The organism is Bacillus cereus group sp. N11 (assembly GCF_016483605.1).
In the GTDB taxonomy this organism is placed as follows: domain Bacteria; phylum Bacillota; class Bacilli; order Bacillales; family Bacillaceae_G; genus Bacillus_A; species Bacillus_A toyonensis.
The window spans coordinates 272,972-296,167 of record NZ_JAEHBN010000003.1 but is presented as its reverse complement, the minus strand read 5'-3'; the positions used below and the strand labels follow the sequence as shown (position 1 = coordinate 296,167).

Below are 23,196 nucleotides of genomic sequence, written 5' to 3'. Positions count from 1 at the left end.
TTATTTTCAAAAAATGCTCTTTAGACTTGCCTATAAATCAAATTTTATTTTTAACTAATACTACGGTTTAGAAATTATAAAAGTTAATCTATTTCTAAATTTAATTGGCTACAATTAAATTTCTTTTCTTATCGATATGATTAAGTAACATACTATACTCTTCTTCATACATAGCTAAACGTTGCGAAAGAGAGTAATTCTCTGCTTCTAAATATTCAATTTGATTTTGTAAAGTTGTCAATTCATCCATTTCTTTATAATTTTGTAGAAATGAAATAATGTCATCTAAGTTAATAGATAAAGAGTTTGTTTCTTTTTTTTGTTGGGAGGGAGAAATGTTATTTTCCACTTTTCGATTTTGTTTTGCCTGTTGTATTTCTTCTTCATATTGTTTTCGCAAGTAAGAGTTCCAACGAAATCCGCAAGCAGCAGGAGTTCTGGCCAATGGTTTAGCCGCTTCTTTAAATGCAGCTAATTGTGTTCCGCCGTTACGAATATTTTGAAGCACTATTGTTGCGAGAAGTAAATCGTTATCGTTAGTCCAGGAATCTTGTCTTGAAATTACCACGTTTCCATCCCCCTTATATGCTTTTTATTATATATATGTAAGTACTTAAAATGATAGAAGCTCAACTTCTCTTAAGATAATTAGGAGCAAATTATTAGAAGTATGTATTTTTAAAAATGCGAAATTGCATAAAAAATAAGGTTGACTATTCACTATAGCTGTAACTATAATAGTTACAGCTAAGCGACTGAATTAATAGATTTGATGACATGAATTAGTTGTATTAGTGATGTATAAGCAATTATTAAAAAATGAATGGAGTTGAAAATATAAGCCTACATTTAAGACGTTTGTATAAGAAAAGAAGTTAGGTAATATACATTTTTTTATAATCATATATAAATTAAAAGAGGTGCACATTTTGAAAATTTTTAAGGGAATTCTAGTTTCTTCAATTGCGTTAACAGCATTTAATGGGGTAGGTGGTATACTTCCAAGCGAAAAATCAGAAGTTGCCTACGCCGCTACTTACAATTATTCAAATAAGCAATTGAATTCTACTGTACATAAGCAAGTTACTAAACAATTAATTTTGAAATTTAAAAATGAAGCAAATTTACCATATCAGGATGGGGTAGAAAAATTCATTAAAGAAGAAAAACAAGACCCTGAATTAATTAAAATTTTAGCGGAATACCCAAATATAACTATAAATCGACTTTTTAGTTCTTTAAACCCTACAGAAATTAAAAATTTAGGTGAAGAAATAAAAGATTCGGATCATATTTCTTCTAATTTGCTAAATTATTATATTGTAGAAACCCAAGGTAATATCGATGTACAAGCATTACTTGTAAAATTTGAGAAATCATCTCTTGTTGAAACGGCATATCTACAGGAAGAAGAAGCACCACCAGAAGAGAGTTTACCGAATTTATCTGTTAATCCATATGATGAGCCTAGACTTACAAGGCAAGGTTACCTTGAACCAGCACCATTAGGAATCAATGCACCTTATGCCTGGGGTATAAAAGGTGGAGATGGAAAAGGAACAACTTTTGTAGATATGGAGTATGGCTGGTTATTTACGCATGAAGATTTAGTGAATCAGAAAATCGAATTAATATCAGGACAGAATAAGAGTGAACACCATGATCACGGTACTTCAGTCTTAGGGATTGTTTCGGCAGAAGATAATAACATAGGCGGAATTGGTATTGCACCAAAAGCTAAGGTAAAAGTTGTATCCCAGATTAGAGATAACGGTAGATATAATACAGCAGATGCTATATTAAGTGCAGTTAGCAATATGCAAGCTGGAGATATCCTTTTATTAGAAGCCCAAGCAACATATGATGGATATGGAGATAAGAACTATCTTCCTGTAGAAGTAAAACCAGATATATTTGATGCAATTCGTATAGGAGCAAATAAGGGAATTATTATTATTGAAGCAGGTGCAAACGGCGGAAATGATTTGGATCAATTTAGAGACCGTAATGGTAAACAAGTTTTAAATCGTAATAGTCCAGATTTTAAAGATTCAGGGGCAATTATGGTTGGGGCAGCTTCTGCAAGGGTCCCTCATAAACGTTCATATTTCTCTAATTACGGTAGTAGAGTGGATGTTTATGGGTGGGGAAATGCAGTAGACACAACAGATGCAAAACCAAGTGAATTTATGACAAATCTATATACATCTAGCTTTAGCGGAACGTCTAGTGCATCACCTATTATTGCTGGTGCTGCTGCATCAATTCAAGGGATCGCAAAAAATAATCAGGGGAAAGTATATACACCAAGCCAGCTAAGGGATATTTTAAGTGATTCTAGTACTGGAACGAAATCTAATGATCCAACTTCTGATAAAATTGGTGTTTTACCTGACTTAAAAGCCATTTTATCTAAACTTGGTTTTTCACCAAACTTAAGTAATGATTCTTCCATTGTATTTCCTGAGGAACAAGAAATAAATAAAGGAAATAAGGGAAATGAAGGATCTACTATTACATTCCCAAAAGAGGATTCAGCTAATAGTGAAGGGAACTCTAGCTTCATTTTCCCAGAATAATTGTAGAGATATCTTTTATTTAGTATGAAAGACTTTTATAAAAATAGTTGGTAATAATACTAGTCAGATAGGCTCTTATGTGTAATAGCATAAGAGCCTATCTGTTGTACTTTTAATCATATGAGGTAGAAAGTACCTCTGGATATATTTTTAGTGTAGTGAAGTGTCTTATATTTACATTTATATAATATTCAGTGTAGCCTCTTTATAAATTTAGAAATGAACTATTTTTCAATTATATGCATAACGGCAATTGGTGGTAATAGTGCAGTCCAACCAACTGCATAAACGTTTAATTTTTCAACTAATTTGTAGTTTTCACTATTTGAAATAGGTAATCCATTGTTATAGAAATTGCTGTATAGAGTGATGGAAACGAATGTGGAAGTAGGGGTAGTTTAAGATAATTTGTATTTAATTTTTGACAACTTTAATAAATTAATTTTTACTATCGTATGAATTAGGATAAATTATTATAAGTTATGGTTATTACTTAACATTTTGTTTTACTTGATCTTTTAATTCATTAAGGGTCTTACCGCTAATATTGTCAGTAATAGTTTCATGTATTTCATTTTTCAATACAATTGTTTTACCTGCAATTTCTGCCTTGGAAGACATCTTACTTTCATTAATAGTTTCTATGTTTGTTTGAAGGTCAGCTTTGTTATTTTCATCAAAAGTAATTGCAAATGGTTCAATTGCTCCGTAGTAGTTTCCAAATAATTGATCTTTCTTTAAAAACATCATATATTTTTTATTAACTTTAGGTTCGATATATAAAGGATCCTTATTTTGAACCTCTTTAGTAGTTACCTTAGTAGCTTGTTTTGTAACTGTGCCATCTGGTGCAACAACTGCATTAGAATCTTCAAGCTTAACTGTTTCAGCGAAACGATGATTGATTTTTATTTGTTTATTTTCATTCACACCTTTAATTGTTTCGGAAATATTAAAATTATATAGATGTCCTTCAACATAATTTTCTTTGTCCTCTTCCGATGGATTATTTGGATTACGTGCCATATTCCACTTAGAGTCAAGACCTCCATATTCACCAATTACAACTAGATCGGCTTCATTAATCATTTGATTTAAATCACTTGTAGCAGGGAAATCTTTACTGAGAATGACAGTTTCAGCATTCTTATCTCCGCCAGCAACATTGGAGAAGTGACTATTATATGCTGAATATCCTCCAAAACCAATCATTGCAGCTAAAGGAATTGCAATTACTATAGTTTTTGCTTTTTTACTTAACATTAAGAAATCATCTCCTTTTTCTGTTAATAGATTGCATTCACACCATTTTTATCGTCAGTTTGAGGGACATGCATAGTAGTACGATTACGATTGCTGTTCATAATTGAAGTGCCGCTGTTGTGACCTATTCCTATTGCATGACCAAACTCATGTACTCCTGTACTTTTAGCAACATTAGATTTTGTAATATTTGTATTCCCTGCATTAATATCACCAGCGAATTTCGTTACTTTTTTAGTGGATGTATTATAAGTTGTGTTCATTCTTCCATAATAAGTAGAGGAACTTTCAAACCAAGAGTTTAATTTGTTCACAGAAGAAGAAGAAACTGTAAAGTTAATACGAGAAGCAGTGTACCAGGCTGAATCTGCAGCTTGCCAACCGGATTTAATGATACTGGATCCATCGTCTAATCTGTCTCCCCACTTATATGTAGCTGATTTTGAAGGTAGCTTCCATCCTTCTTTTACATAAGCTTCTGAAACTCCAACGCTGGAAAAGACAAACACACTACCTAATAAAAATGCAGTAATCCCTTTTCTAAAATTCATATTATCCCTCCAAAGATTATTTTTAACAAGAGAATTATAGCATCATTATCTTGTTTTGAATTAATATTTTTTAAAAATTCGGAATGTTTATATTGAGAAAATGGTATAAAATATCTTTTAAGGAGACGTTATTATAATGTATAAACATAAAGTAATAAAATGGAGTCTATGTTTATTAATATTTACTTTTTTAATTATTATTGGTAAGACAATTTGGTCAAATACAGACATAGCAGAAGTGTCTAATGTTTCATCGAATTCTGAAACTATAGTATTAAGTAAGACATTCAAAACTACAAATCATTTAAGTGAAATGGTAGAAGAAGCAGATGTAATTGTACTAGGTAAATATGACGGTTTACACTCTAAATGGAATATGGCAAACAATTCATCATATGAGATTCAAGATGAAGATGTCGAAGGCCATCTGTTTAATTTTCATGTTAAAGAAATTTTAAAAGGGGACTCTGTAGAGAATAAAATTTTAATAAATCATAGATACTCAGAAAGCCTTGTATTAGAGGAAAGTAATGAAGTTATTGATGACAATGGAATAATTCTGAAAGGTGCTACGAAAGTGTTTACAAAAAAAGTAAAAAATAAAGATCCATTGTATATAAAACCTAAATCTGGTGACACATATATAGTTTTTTTAAAAGAGAATAGTAAACTTGGACATTTTTATCCAGCTTTAGAACCTTTTATGATTCAGTTTGATTTAAGGGATATTGCGCAACTAAAAAGCAATTTAATAGATTGGGATAAAAATAAAAATAAATATAAATTTGAGGTAAAGGTTAAAGAGAAAACTTTTTATATTGAAAATGAAATAGATTCAACCATCAAAGATAATATTAGTGGAAAAAAATTAAAGGATATTAAGGATTTTGTGAAGAGGTCTTCAAAAATGAAATAACATTTTCACAGGCTATAAATCTACCCTGCATTAAAGGATAGAATTTGCGTAGATTTAAAATAATAAATTGCATTATGAAAAGAAAAGAGCTCAAAAAAGAGTCTAATTTTTTTTGAGTTTTCTTATGCATTCTTTATGCAGAATATGAATTAAAAAGATGTCTTATTTGTTCTATAAAATAATGATGGTGTATATTATTTTTTCATATTCGACTAGCTATAATAGCTTCTTTCATTGAAGAAGATAGGAAAGAAGCAAGTGACATAACATCTATATCATTTTTAGTTTCATTTTTTTCGATTCCTTCTTTAATAAGAAATTCCAGGCTACAAGTTGATAGAAAAGCAAAAAAATGCCAAAGGTAAGTATGTAGAAGGAGCAACGGAAGTCATTTACGTTTATGAAAAGTTGGAAGAGGTTAAGAAAGACGAACTGTATACAAAAGTAAAAGAAAAATCAAAGGTGAATTAACATATAAAAGACGCCATTGATAGAGAAATATAGCCCCTATTTGTTTAGAGTTTAAAAAGCAAAAGACTGACAGTTATTGTAAGTCTTTTGCTTTTACAGGGATAAGCACGTAATTTTGAGGTGCTTTAAGTACTAAGAAGGTTAATTTTGTTTATGTACTTGTTGTAGCTTAATGGATTTTGTAATGGTTATGATATAATAAAATTCAAGTATAATAAGGGGGATTAATTAAATGATTTTTCAAAGCATGATAACAGCTATTATAGAAAAATTACAAGAGACGGTGAATCCCTATTGGATAATTGTGTTTGGATCAACGGCTGAGAACAGAGAACGGGAAGATAGTGATATTGATATAGCTTATTTAAGTGACACAACTTTAGGGAACTATGAACGTTTTTTATTAGCACAGGAGTTAGCTAACATTGTTCATAGAGATGTTGATTTAGTTGATTTATCCGAAGCTTCTACAGTTTTTCAAGCTCAGATTATACATACAGGAAAGACAATATTTTGTTCTGATGAAGAACGGAAAATTATTTTTGAAATGAAAACTTTAAAAATGTATTCAAAATTGAATGAGGAACGCAAGATAGTGTTCGATGATATAAAGAAAAGAGGTTCTATATATGAAGAATGAGGTTATTTTAAATAAAATTTCCACAATAGAGCGCTGTATAAAAAGAATCCAAGATGTATATGGAAATGACCCTGAAAATTTGGAGGATTACACAAAGCAAGATTCAATAATATTGAATATACAAAGAGCTTGTGAAGCGAGTATTGATTTAGCAATGCATATTGTTGCTGGGAAAAAATTAGGATTACCCCAATCTAGTCGAGAGGCTTTTGATTTATTGGTTACAGCAGGATTACTTAGCGCAGAGCTAGCAAATAAGTTAAAGGCGATGGTGGGATTTCGTAATATTGCTGTTCATGATTATCAAAGTGTAAATTTAGATATTGTTCGTCAAATTATTGAAAAACATTTAACTGATTTTAAATTATTTACGAAAGAAGTTATGGGGATATTGGAATTTTAGGGGAAGGAACAGAATAGTAGAGCTAAGAAAGTAAGCAATTTTGAAATCCACGAATTAGCTATTGATAGTAAGGTTAAGAAAACACCATCATATACAATTTTATACCTTACAATTTCAAAAACAAACAGAAATGAAACTTAAATGTAGAATAAAAAGGGACCTAGTTAGTAGGTCTCTTTTTTATTTTCGAAAAATATTAAATAAAAACCAGTCTTCATTCCTCACGGATAAACATACTAAAACAACACGAGTTGGAAATTCCAATAAAATAACTATTCTTTAACACCTATTTTGCTCCTCTTGCTGTTAACAAGTACCAAACATAAATTATAAAGTTCACTAAGGGTGGTTTTTGCTCATCCCCTCGAAAAGGGGAAATAAGAAAAAAGCAAGCTTCCCTTTTAAGAAGATTTGCTTTTTTCTAAGCTATATTCATATTCTTTGAATCTTCTACATTTGCTATGGTAAGCGCTTTTATAAATACAACATATTTATTGATTAACAAAAATATAAAACCCTTTTTCCCATCGATCTTTGAGCCATTGCAATTCTTCTTTCATATTGGGAACGTATTCGTTTGTTCGTTCCATCAATTTATAGGTTTCCACTAGTTCCAAACATCGATTTGGACTAGTAAGAGAATGTATAAAGAGCATATCACGTTTTGTTACCGATCCAAAAGAGATCCCTTCACGGCTCACCGATAATAACTCTTGAATTTCCTCTTGATCCATATTTGTTTTCTTTAGGTAATTATTCATATCGATGAATGTAGTGTAGCTCCATTTCATATTGTCATAATCATTTTCTTGTAGGAGCATTTCACGATAGGATTCCATATCATGTATGAGGAAATTACGAATCGCGTCTATAGAAAATTGCATGTACCAAACTTCCTTTACTGTATAGGGTATGTGTGAGTTTTGAGGTTCCTTTAAAAAAAGTATTTTCCTAATATGTAGGGAAATACTTTTTTACTTTACCATATATTTAAGTTCTTAGCTGATTTTAAAACCTGGTAATTTTGAAGGGAGAATCTTCATCGCTTCTCCTGTTTTTGGATTATGAACGTTACGCTCTGCAAGTTCCTGGACTTCGGATGTCCTCAAAAACCAAGTAACTGTACTTTTTCTCCTTGTTGTAAACATTTTGCGATTTGGTACAATCCTATTTGTATTGCTGAAAACGCATCTTTTGAGTTAAGTTTGTTTCTTGTTTAATGAGTTCCATTTTTTCATTCTTCATACCTATATATTCAACAAGATTTCAGTAATCATTATAACGTGTTTGCTATATATAAAACGAGTTTCTTGCATTAGCATATTTATACTAGAGAAAGTTATGCTGTCTTCAAAAAAATCAGAGAATGATTTATATCTCATGTACTGACAGGCGTGTTGTTTTTTGGGTATATCTTCAATGTTCTTAATATAGCTACTTTACTTGTTTTATTAATAATTTGTATTTTGAAATTCAAGGATGATATTGATGTACATTTGCGTAAGTGAATAGTTTTCTGTTGAGTTTATAGTAGGTGAAAAAAACGATTAATAGTTGGGTTACGGAAAGGATTCGAATTTGTATTCTTTCTCAATACATATTATGGATAAATAAAGTAAAATATGGGTTGGGGTTATGTCTCATGTTGTGTTAATCCTAACAATAACTAAGGGTACATAATATGCTTTCATACCTTTGAATAATTTTGTTATAGAAGGGATGGAGATTTAAATGGCTCAAATTGTTGGTATTAATAGATACCTTTGTACTGGAGCTTTAATCTATATGCGTGAGGGCCTTTCCCTAAGTCTTGTCAGGAAGTAAGGAACAGTAAGCAAACAATTATACAATATGAATAGAGGAGAGGAATGCCTTATGAAAATACGTAGTCAAATTACATGTGCAAGTCTGGCCCTTTTAATAGCTGGAAGTTCCCTGTTATATACAACACCAACCTCAATTGTAAAAGCAGAGCCCACTCAAAATGTATCTAGTTCGTTACAAACAAATACTCAACGAGATCGTACTTCCGTCAAGCAAGCAATGCGGGATACATTGCAACTTGGATACCCGGGGATACTTGCTAAAACTTCTGAGGGTGGAAAAACGTGGGGGTATGCCGCTGGAATAGCGGATCTGAGAACCAAGAAACCAATGAAAACAGATTTTCGCTTTCGCATTGGGAGTGTGACGAAGACGTTCACCGCAACGGTTATACTTCAATTAGCTGGAGAGAATCGCCTGAATCTAGACGACTACATCGAAAAATGGTTGCCTGGTGTCATTCAAGGAAATGGATATGATGGTAACAAGATTACTATTCGGCACATATTGAACCATACAAGTGGTATCGCTGAATACTCAAGGTCAAAAGACGCTGATTTCACGGATACAAAAAAATCGTATACGGCTGAAGAGTTAGTGAAGATGGGGATTTCTTTGCCCCCAGACTTTGACCCAGGAAAGGGCTGGTCTTATTCAAACACAGGATACGTATTACTGGGTATTCTTATTGAAAAAGTAACTAGAAACAGCTATGCGGAAGAGATTGAAAATCGGATTATTGAACCGCTTGAATTGTCGAATACATTCCTACCTGGCAATTCAAGCGTTATTCCAGGCACCAACCATGCCCGTGGATATGTCCAACCAGACGGAGCAAGTGAGCTAAAAGACGTTACTTATTATAACCCAAGTGCAGGTAGCTCTGCTGGAGATATGATTTCTACTGCTGACGATTTAAATAAATTCTTCTCTTACTTGCTCGGTGGCAAATTACTGAAGGAACAGCAACTAAAACAAATGCTTACTACAGTTCCTACAGGAAAAGAAGGAATCGATGGATATGGTCTTGGAATCTATGAAACTAAGCTTCCAAGCGGTGTCTCGATATGGGGACACTCAGGTGGCATTCTAGGGTTTACAACTCTAGTTGGAGGTAAACTTGGAGGCAAGCATACGTTGGTCGTCAATTGGAATAGTTTGGGTAGAACTGGCAGTCCTAATCCTTTTAAAAATATTTTACTTGCTGAATTTAGCAAGTAGGAAAAAAGGAAAAATTTACAATAGTTTTCATAGTTGAAAATATACTTTTCTGGTTCAAAAGCCCCAACTTATTTTCAAGAAAAATTTGGGGCTTTTTTGTTTTGGTGGCGTTTATTTTTCTTAAGCTGATGGATATGGAATATCCGCCCTAAGTTAAATAAATTTTGACTTAAAAACAAGTGATTTTAACAACGTTAGGAGTGTTCCATGCAGCACAATGTCATTTGTGTTGTATTGCAAGAAGAAAAATTACATTAGAAAAGAGCCAGAATTCATCCTGTTAAGGGTAAATCGACTCTTAATATTTAAAAGGATAGAAAAAAGAAACACAGAAGTAAAAAACCTCTGTGTTTCTTTTTGATTAATATATTTACTGAACTTTCCGGCACAGATGCTCCTTCTCTCCTATTATAAAAGCGATTTTGAAAGTAAGTAATTTGTAAGAAATCGGTAAGAAAAAAGAAATTTTCATTCTGTATGATAAAAATATAAAGAGGCGTGAAAGGCGGAACAGATATGACTTATATATGAAAAACAGACCAGTAACAAGACTGTTTCAAGGAAAAGAAGTAATTTATGTGGTTAACATATATGTGGAAAAAGAGGGATTTATCCAGGACAGAATGGCGTTTGTAAAAATAATAATTATGAAGATGATTACGAATTCAATGTTGACTTTTTTCTTTGGTGGAGATGATAGCTGTGTGGTTAATACGAAATAGCAAGAAACCACCTATACAATATGAATAGAGGAGAGAAATGCCCTATGAAAACACGTAGTCAAATTACATGTGCAAGTCTTGCCCTTTTAATAGCTGGAAGTTCCCTGTTATACACAACGCCAACTTTAATTGTAAAAGCAGAACCTACTCAAAGTGTATCTAGTTCGGTACAAACAAATACTCAACGAGATCGTAATTCTGTCAAGCAAGCAGTGCGGGATACATTGCAACTTGGATTCCCGGGGATACTTGCTAAAACTTCTGAGGGTGGAAAAACTTGGGGGTATGCCGCTGGGGTAGCGGATCTGAACACCAAGAAACCAATGAAAACAGATTTTCGCTTTCGCATTGGTAGCGTGACGAAGACGTTCACGGCAACAGTTATACTTCAACTAGCAGGAGAAAACCGCTTGAATCTAGACGATTCTATTGAAAAATGGTTGCCTGGTGTCATTCAGGGAAATGGATATGATGATAAACAGATTACTATCCGGCAATTATTGAACCACACAAGTGGTATCGCTAATTACACAAGGTCAAAGGATTTTAATATCATGGATACAAAAAAATCTTATACTGCTGAAGAATTAGTAAAGATGGGAATATCCATGCCTCCAGATTTTGCTCCAGGAAAGAACTGGTCGTATTCAAATACAGGATATGTATTACTAGGAATTCTTATTGAAAAAGTAACTGGGAACAGCTATGCGGAAGAGATTGAAAATCGAATTATTGAACCACTTGAATTATCGAATACATTCTTACCCGGAAATTCAAGTGTTATTCCAGGAAACAAGCATGCCCGTGGATATATCCAATTAGACAGAGCAAGTGAGCCAAAAGATGTTACTGATTATAACCCAAGTATGGGGAGCTCGGCCGGAGATATGATTTCTACAGCTGATGATTTAAACAAATTCTTCTCTTATTTACTTGGGGGTAAATTACTGAAAGAACAGGAACTAAAGCAAATGCTTACAACAGTCCCTACAGGAATAGATCAACTTGGCGATTCCGGGCTTGGAATTTTCAAAATGAAGCTTTCAAACGGTGTATCGATATGGGGGCATGGAGGAACCATTCCTGGATTTTTAACTTTTGCTGGGGGCGCACTTGGAGGTAAGCATACATTGGCCGTCAATTTGAACAGCCTTAAAGCTGATAGTCCTGATCCTTTTAAAAATATTTTACTTGCTGAATTTAGTAAGTAGGCCAAAAGGAAGAACGGATAATTTTTATCATATTTTCATAGTTAAACAAATAAATGATGAAATTGATTACTTATCTAAGGAGGCAATTCCCTCATGAAAAATAAACTAACTGGTGTATTAGCCGCTACATTAGCGCTAACTATGATTCTACCAACAGGGGCGAAAGCATTTTCTGACAGTAAGACTACAGTTGTATCTAACGCAGAAGTAGCTAGCCAAGAGCTGAAGAAGATTGCAACAGAGAAGGCTGCGCTACTCACGAAGTCCCATGGGACGACTAGCGTGCAGTATGCGCTAATTGATAATGGCAAGCTTACTTTGTCGGGGCAGGCTGGAAAGAACGATATGGAAGGGGAACAGCCGCTAACCAAAGATACTCTATACGGGATTGGTTCAGTCAGTAAAATGTATGCAACAGCGGCTGTAATGAAATTGGTCGACGAAGGAAAAGTCGATTTGGATGCTCCTGTGGTCAACTATGTTCCTGATTTTAAGATGAAAGATGGGCGGTACAAACGCATTACCCCGCGTATGTTGTTGAATCACTCCTCCGGCTTGCAAGGTTCCACGTTAAGTAATGCATTTTTATTTAACGATAATGATACCTATTCCCATGATTTCTTGTTGCAGCAATTGTCCAACCAGAGCCTGAAAGCAGACCCTGGCGCGTTCTCGGTATACTGCAACGATGGCTTTACGCTGGCCGAAATTTTGGTGGAAAGAGTCAGCGGTATGAGCTTTACCGAATTTCTACATCAACGGTTTACAGAACCCTTAAAGATGAATCATACAAAAACGCCGCAGGACAAATGGAGAGACGAAAAGCGGGCTGGGCTTTATTTTTCGGCGTACCAAGGGCAGCTTCCAAGTGAATCGGTGAATGTGATTGGTACGGGAGGGGTCTCTTCCACGGCAGAAGATATGGTACGATTCTCACAATTATTTATGGGACAGGGAAAAGGGATCCTCTCTGATAAGGTAGTCAAGGAGATGGAGCAAGAGGAATATAAAAAAGGAATGTGGCCGGGGGATGGAGATAATATTTTTAACTATGGTCTTGGCTGGGATAGTGTGAAACTATACCCATTCAGTGAATATGGGATAAAAGGCTTGGCTAAGGGCGGCGACACTGCCCTGCAACATGCTATACTGGTCGTGCTTCCGGAACAGAAAATGGCAGCGGCTGTGTTGTCATCCGGTGGACGAAGCTCTACAAATCAACTGCTGGCAACTGAATTGCTGCTCGCCGTGCTTAAAGAGAAGGGTACAATTAAGAACATTAAGCCGAACAAATCTTTTGGCAAGCCGGTCAAGGTCAAGATGCCTCAAGACGTGGCAAAGAAAGCGGGCTTTTATGGCAATAGCGAAACTCATTTCAAAATTGAAATTACGAAGAATGGAGAACTGTTCTTACCATCTAATCGAGAAGAAAAATATGTATATACTGCAGATGGAAGCTTTATTAATGAGAAGGGTACTTCTAAGCTCAACTTTGTCACCGAGAAGAATGGAAGAACTTATTTGAGGGAGAGCACATATAAATCGACACCAGACTTAGGGCAAGGTGCGATGACTCACTATTTAGCCGAGAAACTAGAAGACAATGTGCTATCGAAGAAAACCGCTGCCGCATGGGCGAAGCGGGAAGGTGTCAAGTTCTATCTCGTGAATGAGAAATTTAGTTCTATTGAATATCTCGTACAACCGAAACTCATTACCACACAAATTACTCGTAAGGAAGGCCTGGCGGGCTATTGGGAGGGCAGAAAAATTACAGGTCCGAACACCGCGACGCATCAGCTCCAGATCCCCGTGATGAATGGCCGTGATACGACGGAAACGCATTTCTATACAGAAGGCGGCAATGAATATATGGAAATGGCCGGGTTGTTATACGTAAGTGGAACCAACGTAAAACCACTTGATGCTAGCCAATCAACCAAAGTTACGCTGCAAGCAAATGGGCATGCGAAATGGTTTACGATCCCGCAAGCGGCAGCAGGAAAAATGATGACCGTGACATTGCCATCGAAGGGTGCGTTCGCGGTGTATGATGAGAATGGAGTATGTGTCAACTTTACCATTGTGAGCGGCAATAACAAAGTAAAACTGCCGAAGAATGGAACGGTTGTAATTGCTGGGGCACCGAACTCAGAATTTGCAATTACGTTGAACTAGCTACAATTCTAGATGGACTTCAACAAAACCAGTACGACATAGGAACGGTGTTTTGCTGGTTTTGTTTGTATTTACGTATTATCTTTAAGAAGAGAATTTCAACGAATAATATCACGCTCAAACTCTGCAAAAACAGCTATCATACTAATTCAGGGCAATCATCATTTGCTCCATTAATCTTCTTGATGTAAATACGTTCGCAGCCGGTATTATGATGTACAAGCCCTATACGATACAGGAATTATCCGAGGTGTTTAAGCTACTAAGTTTACGCCATATGATACAATCACAAGTCAACAGGTTGCACTTATGTTAGAACGAACTCTAGAATATCTAGGTGTAGAAAAAGAGTCAAATATAGGGCCCTACCACATCGCTATCAAGCTAAAATTTTATAGTACCCCTAGAACGAAATTTTGTACTAAATTTCGTTCTAGGGGTATTTGCATTTCTTAGCTTGATGGAGATATGACGCTACCCTTATAAAGGTATAGTTTTCGTACTTTCATATACAATTATGTCACTTAAGTAATGTGAGCGTCGTTGCTATTACATTGTCGACAAATGTACGTTGGGGGCGGGATTTCATCATAACCGTTAGACCGATTAACGCTACAATCAGTGCCTGTGCCAAAGACTTTGCATCTGTGTTGACTTCAAGCTCACCTGATTGGATTCCTCGTTCAATCGTCTCCTGAAAAATGACGGCGAGGTACATTTGATGTTCTCTGGTCAAAATTTCAAATCTCTCATCATGAGGTGCTAATTCAACCATTGTATTGATACAAAAACAACCTTTACTAAGATCCCCTGCGTATTCTTCATTGACGACATTGGCAAAGAAAATAGAAAATGACTCTTTTACAGAGGAGTGACTTTGAAGCTTATTTCGTATATCAGAGGCCCGAGACATTGTATATCTACGAAGTGCGGCTTCAAACAATTCTTTCTTATCTCCAAAGGTCGAATAAATACTAGGGCGTTGAATGCCCATTCTAGAAGTAAGATCACTTAATGAGGTAGCCTCATATCCCTTCTCCCAAAATAACTGCATTGCTGCATCTAAAACTTGATCCTCATCAAATTCGCGGGTTCTTGCCATTAAGAATTCTCCTTCTCAAACTTTGATTTTATTAATTGTTTTAGGATAGGCGTGTAGGTAAATACAATTGTTTTTTTTTTTTATTACCAAACAGTATGTAATTATTATATAATTAGCCATTATTTATGTCAAATCAAGCTGCATTCATTTAATGCAACATAAACTTCAGTTCAAAAATCGTTGACATCATGAATAAGACTAAGTTATATTTACCAGTAATCATATCGTACTGAACGGTATGTTATTGTTAAAAATCTAATGTGATTGGAGGGTAAGGTATGTTCAAAACAGAGACAAATATAGATGATGATCCACTCTACACTAAGATAAGTCATAAATCTTCCATAACAAAACCTAATTTGAATCAACAGCCATCCATGTCTCACGCTTTGGCATTATTGTTTGCGGCTGCCTGTGGAATGTCTGTTGCCAATATTTACTTTGCACAGCCGTTGCTTGATCAACTATCTAATGAGTTTGGTATTAACCATTCCATTATTGGTGTTGTTATTACCGTTACACAAATTTTTTATGGAGTGGGCTTACTGCTACTCGTACCGCTTGGAGATTTGCTAAACCAGCGACGTCTAATTGTCGGTCAAATGCTATTATCTACAACAGCTCTGGTTATAGTTGGTACTGCTTCCTCCAGCATGGTACTTTTCGCAGGTATGGCTTTGGTGGGGCTGCTTGCAGTTGTGACACAGACTCTCGTGGCGTTTGCAGCGGCCATCGCTTCCCCTACAGAAAGAGGACGTGTCGTTGGTATTGTAACAAGTGGGATAGTTATTGGCATACTTCTCGCACGTACTTTTGCTGGTATATTAACAGATGTTGCGGGATGGCGTTCTGTATATCTATTTTCTGCTGCGCTCATGCTTTTGATGGTTTTTATGTTTATAAAGATGTTGCCCAATGTTGAGCGCGAGGTAAAATCGCTATCCTATCCTCAGTTGATTAGATCGGTGTTTACTTTATTTATTCAAGAACGAACGTTACGCGTTCGCTCCGTTCTAGCCATGCTGATTTTTGCTGATTTCAGCATTTTGTGGACTTCACTAGTACTGCCACTTAGTACACCGCCAATTGCTCTATCTCATAGTGCAATTGGCGCATTCGGTCTTGTAGGTGTGGCTGGAGCCTTAGCTGCGGCACGGGCAGGGAAATTAGCCGATCAAGGTTACGGACAACGAACGACAGGCATTGCTTTAGCTCTATTATTGATTTCATGGTTGTTCATCAGCTATATGGAGCAGTCATTAATCGCATTAGTGATAGGGATAGTTCTACTTGATTTGGCCGTACAAGCAATACATGTCACGAATCAAACCATGATTCTTCCATTGCATACAGAAGCACGGAGTCGACTTACTGCTGGATATATGGTTTTTTATTCTATCGGCAGTGCTGGTGGTTCAATTGCTTCGACTCAAATATACGCACACTTTGGCTGGGGAGGGGTTTCCTTACTCGGAGCCTCTGTCAGTGCTTTCGCTCTTCTTTTTTGGGCTATGACCAGACGAGTTAAGATTTTATGAAATAAACGTGTGTTAGCCAATATGAGAAACATGTTACTACCATAAAGGAAATGATTAATTTTTTTGACTTAAAATCTGATTGGACTAGGAGAGATAACAAATGGAAATAGGTATTACGTCTTTTGTAGAAACGAAACCAGATGTTCATAGCGGTGAAGTGATAAGTCACGCACAGCGATTACGTGAAGTTGTTGAAGAAATCGTTCTTGCTGATCAAGTAGGACTTGATGTGTTTGGTGTTGGTGAGCACCATAGGAAGGATTATGCAGCATCCTCTCCAGCGATGGTTCTATCAGCGGCGGCACCGCAAACGAAAAAGATACGGCTTGCGAGTGCAGTAACGGTGCTTTCTTCAGCTGATCCTGTGCGTGTTTTTCAGGATTTCTCTACACTGGATGGCATTTCAAATGGACGTGCAGAGATTATGGCGGGTCGTGGTTCCTTTATCGAATCTTTTCCACTGTTTGGCTATGACTTGAAGGACTATGATGAACTGTTTGAAGAACATTTGGACCTACTGCTCAAAATACGTCAGTCCGAAAAAGTGACTTGGGAAGGCGGACATCGACCAGCAATCAATAATTTAGGTGTGTATCCAAGACCTGTTCAAAATCCTTTACCGATATGGGTTGGTAGCGGTGGGAATCAGGAATCTGCTATCCGTGCCGGTTTTCTGGGATTACCACTTATGCTGGCGATTATTGGTGGTAGCCCAATGCACTTTGCACGAATTGTACAGCTATATAAGAAAGCGGCGGCTCACGCTGGTCATGATGTTTCAAAACTTCAGGTGGGATCTCATTCGATTGGATTTGTTGGAGAGAATACGGAATTGGCAGCAGATACATTTTTCCCTTCCACTCAGGCAGGCATGAATAAACTTGGTAAAGAGCGGGGGTGGCCTTATTATGATCGTTCCAGCTTTGATGCTGCACGAAGTTTTGAAGGGGCGTTGTATGTTGGTGATCCAGATACAGTCGCCGAAAAAATCATCCATCTTCGTAAGCATGTAGGGATTACACGCTTTATGATGTATGTACCATTAAGTACCATGCCACATGATCAAGTCATGCGTGCCATAGAATTGCTAGGAACAGAAGTTGCCCCTCGTGTAAGAGAGGAAATTGCCAAATGGGAAGCTGAAGGAGAACAGGAGACACATCTATTTCGTTAATTAATCCATAAAGATTGCATCAAGTTTCATTATTTAATTGGAGGAATTTATATGAAAATTGACAGTCGAGTATTACCAGAATTAAAACAGGCTTTCTCACAATTTCCAGGCTTTCAATTAGAGGGGGATTTGGAGGCGAGTCGAAGTCTCTTGTCGAATCCACATTTGGAAAAATCAGAGCTTGTACACATGACCAAGCGAATGATTCCTGGCGCAGCCGGCGAGATGTTAGTTAAAATTTACGAACCCATTGAGAAAAATCTTGATAAACTTCCAGCTATGCTGTGGATTCACGGTGGTGGATACGTAATGGGCCACCCTGATATGGACGATGTTTTGTGTGAACGCTTTGTTCAGACTGCTGAATGCGTTGTTGTGTCTGTCGATTATCGACTTGCGCCCGAGCATCCTTATCCAGCGGCTATTGAAGATTGCTATGCAGGCTTGGTTTGGATGACAAATGAGGCAGAATCGCTTGGTATTGATGTGAATCGTGTTGCAATCGCCGGTGCAAGTGGAGGCGGTGGACTAACAGCAGCACTTGCGTTAATGGCTCGTGATAAAGGAGGTCCATCTATTGTTTTTCAGATGCCGCTGTATCCAATGCTTGATAGCCGCAACATAACACCATCAAGCTACGAGATTATAGAAGACAACGCAACATGGAATAGAGCAAACAATTTGATGGCTTGGGGTATGTACTTGGGCAAGGAGAACGATACTAACGAACCATCTCCCTATGCCGTACCTTCGAGAGCAGACAACTTAGCAGGGCTACCGCCAACTTATACATGTGTTGGTCAACTCGATTTATTCCGAGATGAAACCATTGAATATGTAACACGACTTGCACAAGCAGGAGTAGACGTTGAATATCATCTATACCCTGGCTGCTTCCATTGCTTTGAAGTACTTGTGCCTGAAGCCGAAGTGAGTCAGCGTGCCAGTCAGAATTATTTTGATGCGATGGCCCGGGCGCTTCATCCATAATTTATTTATCACCAATGATTATCAATAATTGAAATGCTAATGATTATAATAAAAAAGAACCTTCAATAGGTTCTTTTCTATAGTTGGTAAATATGTTATCAACAATAGATGGTAATAAAGATAGAAATTCAGACACTTTTTAATAATGGGCTAAGTTTTCTTAGGAAGAAATCTATTTCTCATGACTGATCGCTAGATATAATAGGATATATCATTTATTAATTTGGGTGGGTGATTTAGCTTTTTGAGTTTACCACACTTAAATTTAAATTTTGTTTAGGGACAAAATGTTAAAGTTGTACATTCTGAATTAACAGAAAATTAAGGTGGTAAAAATCCTATTAAATCTTTTATCAGGTAACTCATATTTCTTTGGCCTTATTTTCATGGTATTACCGAACGTTTATATGTCTCTAAGGGAAAGAAATACTTTAAGTTTTATTACCATCTAATGTTTGATTAAGATGGTAACATGAAAATAAAACGTTTACAACCAGAAAATAAAGAAAAAATATAAAAATTCGACTTTATTCGACATTACTACTATGAGAGAAAGAATCTAAAATAAGTAAATCTTATATTTAGAGGGGGTATTTATCTTATAAATAACGGTTAAAACGTTTGCAAATGTTTCACGAGTAATTAAAAACGTCTAATATAAAATTATATTGTGACAATTTTAAACGAACATACTTTATAATTCATACTTAGACTATTGAACTATCCCCACTTTCACTTCATTTAGAAGAGGGGGATTCCTAAGTAAAGAGTTCTATCGAACTCTAATTTATTAGGCTATCTCCGCAGTCCTTGCGGTTAGAAGCCTTATCGCTTTATTCTTTAGATTAATACTTGCGTTAATATCCCTATCATGGTGAGTACGACAAGAAGGGCAGTCCCATTTACGCAGGTTTAGATTTTTAACGTCTTTGTTTTGATATCCACAATTTTAATGGGCTTATAAAGGGAATATACAAGGAAAAGGAAGGTGTAATCCTTCCTTTTCTTATCCAGTATGTCCATGTGAATATTTGATAATATTTACCGTACTTTGAGTACCTGTTGAAGAACTCGATCCAAAAGTTACTGTGACAACAATTAAGATACCAAGTAAGCTAACCGCTAATTTTCTCATTTTAATGCTCCTTTTTTAAACTTTTTTTCACTGGCTTTGCTAGCTTCATAAAAGTAATAGCTTGCTTTTACATGATTATTTTCTTTATAAAATTGGGTTGCTAATTTTTCAGTATATTCATTTATATACTCATATAGTTCTTCGCGTTCAAAATAAGAAATTCCTTCTAAAATGGCTTTTTCTACATCACTTGCACAACTATTAAGGTTCATTTTTTCTAAAATATTAAAGTGATGTATATAACCTTCAATACATAACTGAGTGGAAAGTTGTAGTCCCTTTTCAATTAGCTCTTGAGCTAATTGGTTTTCTCCTAATTTATAATGTTCTCTTGCCTCAATAAATAAAGCTTTATAATCACTTGGTAGTTTTTGATTAACTTCAGATAAATATCGTAATGCTAACTCAGAAAGGTTTTGTGTAGCATACATAAATCCTAGATTGTGACGGACAATTAAAATATTGTATTCTAAATTTTCTTTTTGGAATGCATCCATCGCTGAAATATAATGTTCTTCGGCTAATTCCCACTCTCTTAAATGAGTACATGCCAGCCCGTATAAGTTATTGCAAAAAGCAACTTTTAATTCATATCCCATGTGTTTTGAAAAGATATCTTTAGCTTTCATAACATGATTAATACATAAGATCGATTTATGTGTATGACAGTAGAAAACAGCCAATTCATAATGGAATTCAGCGTATTCAATTTCGTCAGGTATTGTTGATAATAAACTTTCAGCTTTATCAAAATGTATTCTTGCAAGACTATGATTACCCGTAACATTCGAATGTATTGCTTTAAAGAAGTGATAATAGTATGAAAGGAAGTCATCTGTAGGAGTCTCGTAAGCATCACATTGTTTAAAACTATCTTTAGAAATACTTAAACTATCAACTAGATATTGGTGTCTAAAATCAAGAAGTGAGTAGTATAATAGTATGGTTTGATTTTCTTCCATATCTTGGATTTTATTTTCGATTTCTTGTTTCAGTAATTGAGCGGCATCTACATGTCTGGCTCTAATTTCCTGATACCATTCATTTAATAAATGATTTATTTGTTCGTGTCCCTTTAATTGAACATTCATTGTTCAGTCTCATCCTCTCCATAGATACTATATAGCAATTAGTATCATAGCAGAGTTTTCCTCTATTAAAATCTATCAAACAGCATTTTTCAACATAAGACGGAATATTCTATTAATTAAATTCGGTTTAATTTTGGTTTAAATAGTATTTATTATTGTTATTTTTGTAAAAATAATCTCTTATTTAGGCTACAAAGCAGATAAGAAATATTTTCTCAACAGGATAAAAGGAGGTATTCATCTATAAGTACTATGTATAAGGAAAATAGAAATAAATAATAAAGGGGAATGTGAGATGATAGCATTAAAAAATGATTGGGATATAAAAGAAATTTCGGAAGAGAATGTAGATTTGTTAAAGGTTATGGCTCATCCAGTAAGATTACAAATTGTAAATGAATTAATGCATCATAAAAAATACAATGTTACACAGTTAACGGAAATAATAAGGCTCCCTCAATCTACTGTTTCACAGCATTTATCAAAATTGAGAAGAACTGTACTCCATACAGAAAGAAAAGGATTAGAAGTATATTATTATATTGGAAATGCTAAAGCTTGTCGGATTGTAGTAATTTTAGGTTTGCAGGTTAATAATATGCAAAAAAAAGTTCCTTTTATAAAGTAAGGAACTTTTTTATTTATATATAATAATTTCATTTTGTAAGAATTACTGTGTAGATAAGAAAATATTGCTCATATAATTTCTGTACATTTCAAAGAAGTGTAATTAAATAAGGTCTACGTATTTATTTTCCATAGAACTTATCAAAAGCCCCTGAAAAGTAGGGGCTGGTTGTATAGATAAAGGTACATTTATTATAGGAATATATGTAAAATTAATTAATCATTAGTTTATTATTTCTGAATTAGTTGTAAAGCTTTCATCTGTTCTAAAAGAATTAAATTGTTTTGTTCAATCATCTTTGCCACTGCTTCAAAGTATGCTTGATTCTCAAGAACCTCAATCCGTTTCTCTTTAGGAAGTGATTGAAGTATTTCTTTCATTTCTTTACACTCGTATATGCTATTCTCTGAGTCGTCTATTAATTTATTGCGACGATTTGTGTATTCAAGTGCACCTAACGTCGCTAATGCGCGGGTATCTAGTCCTAGGATTTCCATGCATACATCTCCTTTCCTCTATAATAATTCGATAGGGAAAAGGAGATTCCTTTAGTGATTTGGTAGAGTTTTTATATTGCAATGCTTATAGGTGATTTTCCAACTGTTATTACTGTATTTACGGTATAGTCAACGGAGTTAAGAATTGTAACTGTATATTGTTCCGGCTGAGCAATATAGATGAATTGCCCATCAGGTGTAAATGTAGCGTCTGCTGGATTGTTGATGGAAATCGTTCCTGTGGATAGTTGTTGTGCTGTATCAATAATATTGATTTCATTGGTTGTTTTGTTTCCTAGCAATGCTACGGGTTGATTAGGTGAAAGAGAAAGGGTTCCATTTAAGATAAATGTATTTTCATCTTGTGGCGTGACTGTTAAACTCTTAAGTTTAAACCCACTAAAATTAAAGCAGCAATTAGAATCAGTTGTGTAAAAAACAATCTCATTAATGGAGAATTTGTGCCATTTAGAAAAAGCTGCTGGTCCTTGTCCATATTGATTTTGAACAGGAGAAATAGTACGCCATATATACGAACACTGTGTACTGGATAGGAAGCATCTGGTGAATTGGTTTGTAGTAGGCAAGGGTTCGGTGTTTGCAGTGTACATGGTTCAAATGTACATTTGAATCGCTCTGTATTCCATGTAACGGCAACGGTGTAATTCGTATCATTAATTATATATTCTTCAGGAGCTGTAATTAAAACCTCAAAATCTACATGTTGATTGCACGTACCTTGGCAAGGTAACATAGGCTTTACTTCCTTTATCAAAAATTATGTGTTTTTTCATGGGGGCTATAAAGTTGATTACATACTGTATTAAAAAAATATTTTTAGAACCTATGCCTTTTAAAGAGATAATCATGTTTGAAAGGCCTGTCTTCTTTGATACAACATACAATTAGGTGGCAATGCTCTATATTATGATTCTTATTTCCTAATGCGTGTACATATTGTGGTTATCTTAATCGTTAGAAGGTATAATCCAATAATGGTAAAACATATTGAAGTAAGTAGAAGGTTAATCTCGATACGTTAAGTTTAATGATAGGGCACGC

At 35.2% G+C, this 23,196-nt stretch carries 21 protein-coding genes and 3 pseudogenes; 12 read left to right on the top strand and 12 right to left on the bottom strand.

Annotated elements, in window-relative coordinates; all coding sequences use genetic code 11:
* Window positions 1-100: 100 nt before the first annotated feature.
* Window positions 101-568 (bottom strand): RsfA family transcriptional regulator, encoded by a 468-nt coding sequence (locus tag JDS98_RS07435; RefSeq protein WP_199633732.1) that lies wholly within the window; start codon window positions 566-568, stop codon window positions 101-103.
* A gap of 361 nt (window positions 569-929) precedes the next feature.
* On the opposite strand from JDS98_RS07435, the gene JDS98_RS07430 reads away from it, so the two are divergent.
* Entirely contained in the window at window positions 930-2,579 is a 1,650-nt protein-coding gene (locus JDS98_RS07430) for a S8 family peptidase (protein WP_199633731.1), read from the top strand.
* Between the two features lie 224 nt (window positions 2,580-2,803).
* Here JDS98_RS07430 and JDS98_RS30190 read toward each other — a convergent pair.
* The 3 genes and pseudogenes from JDS98_RS30190 to JDS98_RS07420 all read right to left on the bottom strand — a co-directional run.
* A pseudogene (locus JDS98_RS30190) lies at window positions 2,804-2,917 on the bottom strand (DUF3221 domain-containing protein); the annotation flags it as partial.
* Window positions 2,918-3,068: 151 nt separating this feature from the next.
* Window positions 3,069-3,842, bottom strand: coding sequence for a hypothetical protein (locus JDS98_RS07425; protein WP_061530295.1), 774 nt, complete (start codon window positions 3,840-3,842; stop codon window positions 3,069-3,071).
* A gap of 23 nt (window positions 3,843-3,865) precedes the next feature.
* On the bottom strand, window positions 3,866-4,393 hold the full coding sequence (locus tag JDS98_RS07420) for a matrixin family metalloprotease (protein WP_001011319.1): 528 nt from the start codon (window positions 4,391-4,393) through the stop codon (window positions 3,866-3,868).
* Window positions 4,394-4,529: 136 nt separating this feature from the next.
* Here JDS98_RS07420 and JDS98_RS07415 point away from each other — a divergent pair, with 136 nt between their 5' ends.
* On the top strand, window positions 4,530-5,309 hold the full coding sequence (locus tag JDS98_RS07415) for a hypothetical protein (protein WP_199633730.1): 780 nt from the start codon (window positions 4,530-4,532) through the stop codon (window positions 5,307-5,309).
* 133 nt (window positions 5,310-5,442) lie between these two features.
* Here JDS98_RS07415 and JDS98_RS30185 read toward each other — a convergent pair.
* A pseudogene (locus JDS98_RS30185) lies at window positions 5,443-5,625 on the bottom strand (TetR/AcrR family transcriptional regulator); the annotation flags it as partial.
* A 17-nt stretch (window positions 5,626-5,642) separates the two neighbouring features.
* Between JDS98_RS30185 and JDS98_RS07410 the strand changes: the two are divergent.
* From JDS98_RS07410 to hepT, 3 genes are all read left to right on the top strand, one after another.
* Window positions 5,643-5,780, top strand: a complete 138-nt coding sequence (locus JDS98_RS07410; RefSeq protein ID WP_199633729.1) for a hypothetical protein — start codon at window positions 5,643-5,645, stop codon at window positions 5,778-5,780.
* 232 nt (window positions 5,781-6,012) lie between these two features.
* Window positions 6,013-6,420, top strand: a complete 408-nt coding sequence (mntA, locus tag JDS98_RS07405) for a type VII toxin-antitoxin system MntA family adenylyltransferase antitoxin (RefSeq protein ID WP_000577221.1) — start codon at window positions 6,013-6,015, stop codon at window positions 6,418-6,420.
* Entirely contained in the window at window positions 6,410-6,823 is a 414-nt protein-coding gene (hepT, locus tag JDS98_RS07400) for a type VII toxin-antitoxin system HepT family RNase toxin (protein WP_000787545.1), read from the top strand. The genes mntA and hepT overlap by 11 nt, the downstream gene beginning before the upstream one ends.
* A gap of 491 nt (window positions 6,824-7,314) precedes the next feature.
* Here the strand turns inward: hepT and JDS98_RS07395 are convergent, their stop codons facing one another.
* Window positions 7,315-7,707 (bottom strand): hypothetical protein, encoded by a 393-nt coding sequence (locus tag JDS98_RS07395; protein ID WP_097953838.1) that lies wholly within the window; start codon window positions 7,705-7,707, stop codon window positions 7,315-7,317.
* A gap of 114 nt (window positions 7,708-7,821) precedes the next feature.
* Window positions 7,822-7,971: an HU family DNA-binding protein gene (locus tag JDS98_RS07390; protein ID WP_242480967.1), complete on the bottom strand. Its 150-nt coding sequence runs from the start codon at window positions 7,969-7,971 to the stop codon at window positions 7,822-7,824.
* Window positions 7,972-8,698: 727 nt separating this feature from the next.
* On the opposite strand from JDS98_RS07390, the gene JDS98_RS07385 reads away from it, so the two are divergent.
* The 3 genes from JDS98_RS07385 (at window position 8,699) to JDS98_RS07375 (ending at window position 13,979) form a co-directional block, all read left to right on the top strand.
* Window positions 8,699-9,868 carry a serine hydrolase domain-containing protein gene (locus JDS98_RS07385; protein ID WP_199633728.1) on the top strand — a complete coding sequence of 390 codons (1,170 nt, stop codon included), beginning with the start codon at window positions 8,699-8,701 and terminating at the stop codon, window positions 9,866-9,868.
* Window positions 9,869-10,634: 766 nt separating this feature from the next.
* On the top strand, window positions 10,635-11,801 hold the full coding sequence (locus JDS98_RS07380) for a serine hydrolase domain-containing protein (RefSeq protein ID WP_199633727.1): 1,167 nt from the start codon (window positions 10,635-10,637) through the stop codon (window positions 11,799-11,801).
* Window positions 11,802-11,894: 93 nt separating this feature from the next.
* Window positions 11,895-13,979 (top strand): serine hydrolase domain-containing protein, encoded by a 2,085-nt coding sequence (locus JDS98_RS07375; protein WP_199633726.1) that lies wholly within the window; start codon window positions 11,895-11,897, stop codon window positions 13,977-13,979.
* Window positions 13,980-14,499: 520 nt separating this feature from the next.
* On the opposite strand, the gene JDS98_RS07370 is transcribed toward JDS98_RS07375, so the two are convergent.
* Window positions 14,500-15,081: a TetR/AcrR family transcriptional regulator gene (locus JDS98_RS07370; protein ID WP_199633725.1), complete on the bottom strand. Its 582-nt coding sequence runs from the start codon at window positions 15,079-15,081 to the stop codon at window positions 14,500-14,502.
* Between the two features lie 278 nt (window positions 15,082-15,359).
* Between JDS98_RS07370 and JDS98_RS07365 the strand changes: the two genes are divergently transcribed.
* The 3 genes from JDS98_RS07365 (at window position 15,360) to JDS98_RS07355 (ending at window position 18,783) form a co-directional block, all read left to right on the top strand.
* Window positions 15,360-16,619: an MFS transporter gene (locus JDS98_RS07365; RefSeq protein WP_199633724.1), complete on the top strand. Its 1,260-nt coding sequence runs from the start codon at window positions 15,360-15,362 to the stop codon at window positions 16,617-16,619.
* 100 nt (window positions 16,620-16,719) lie between these two features.
* Complete coding sequence (locus tag JDS98_RS07360) at window positions 16,720-17,793, top strand: LLM class flavin-dependent oxidoreductase (RefSeq protein ID WP_106081082.1); 1,074 nt, start codon at window positions 16,720-16,722, stop codon at window positions 17,791-17,793.
* Between the two features lie 51 nt (window positions 17,794-17,844).
* Window positions 17,845-18,783, top strand: a complete 939-nt coding sequence (locus JDS98_RS07355; protein ID WP_098912665.1) for an alpha/beta hydrolase — start codon at window positions 17,845-17,847, stop codon at window positions 18,781-18,783.
* Between the two features lie 790 nt (window positions 18,784-19,573).
* On the opposite strand, the pseudogene JDS98_RS07350 reads toward JDS98_RS07355, so the two are convergent.
* Window positions 19,574-19,729 (bottom strand): annotated as a pseudogene (locus tag JDS98_RS07350) (zinc ribbon domain-containing protein); the annotation flags it as partial.
* Between the two features lie 185 nt (window positions 19,730-19,914).
* The gene (locus JDS98_RS07345) at window positions 19,915-21,009 is read right to left on the bottom strand and encodes a Rap family tetratricopeptide repeat protein (RefSeq protein WP_199633723.1); all 1,095 of its coding nucleotides are present in this window, start codon (window positions 21,007-21,009) and stop codon (window positions 19,915-19,917) included.
* A gap of 295 nt (window positions 21,010-21,304) precedes the next feature.
* Between JDS98_RS07345 and JDS98_RS07340 the strand changes: the two genes are divergently transcribed.
* Window positions 21,305-21,637, top strand: coding sequence for an ArsR/SmtB family transcription factor (locus JDS98_RS07340; protein ID WP_199633722.1), 333 nt, complete (start codon window positions 21,305-21,307; stop codon window positions 21,635-21,637).
* Window positions 21,638-21,867: 230 nt separating this feature from the next.
* Here JDS98_RS07340 and JDS98_RS07335 read toward each other — a convergent pair whose 3' ends face one another.
* Both JDS98_RS07335 and JDS98_RS30180 read right to left on the bottom strand, forming a co-directional pair.
* Window positions 21,868-22,134, bottom strand: coding sequence for a hypothetical protein (locus JDS98_RS07335; protein ID WP_000404246.1), 267 nt, complete (start codon window positions 22,132-22,134; stop codon window positions 21,868-21,870).
* A 376-nt stretch (window positions 22,135-22,510) separates the two neighbouring features.
* Window positions 22,511-22,888 (bottom strand): hypothetical protein, encoded by a 378-nt coding sequence (locus JDS98_RS30180; RefSeq protein ID WP_223268716.1) that lies wholly within the window; start codon window positions 22,886-22,888, stop codon window positions 22,511-22,513.
* Window positions 22,889-23,196: the final 308 nt, after the last annotated feature.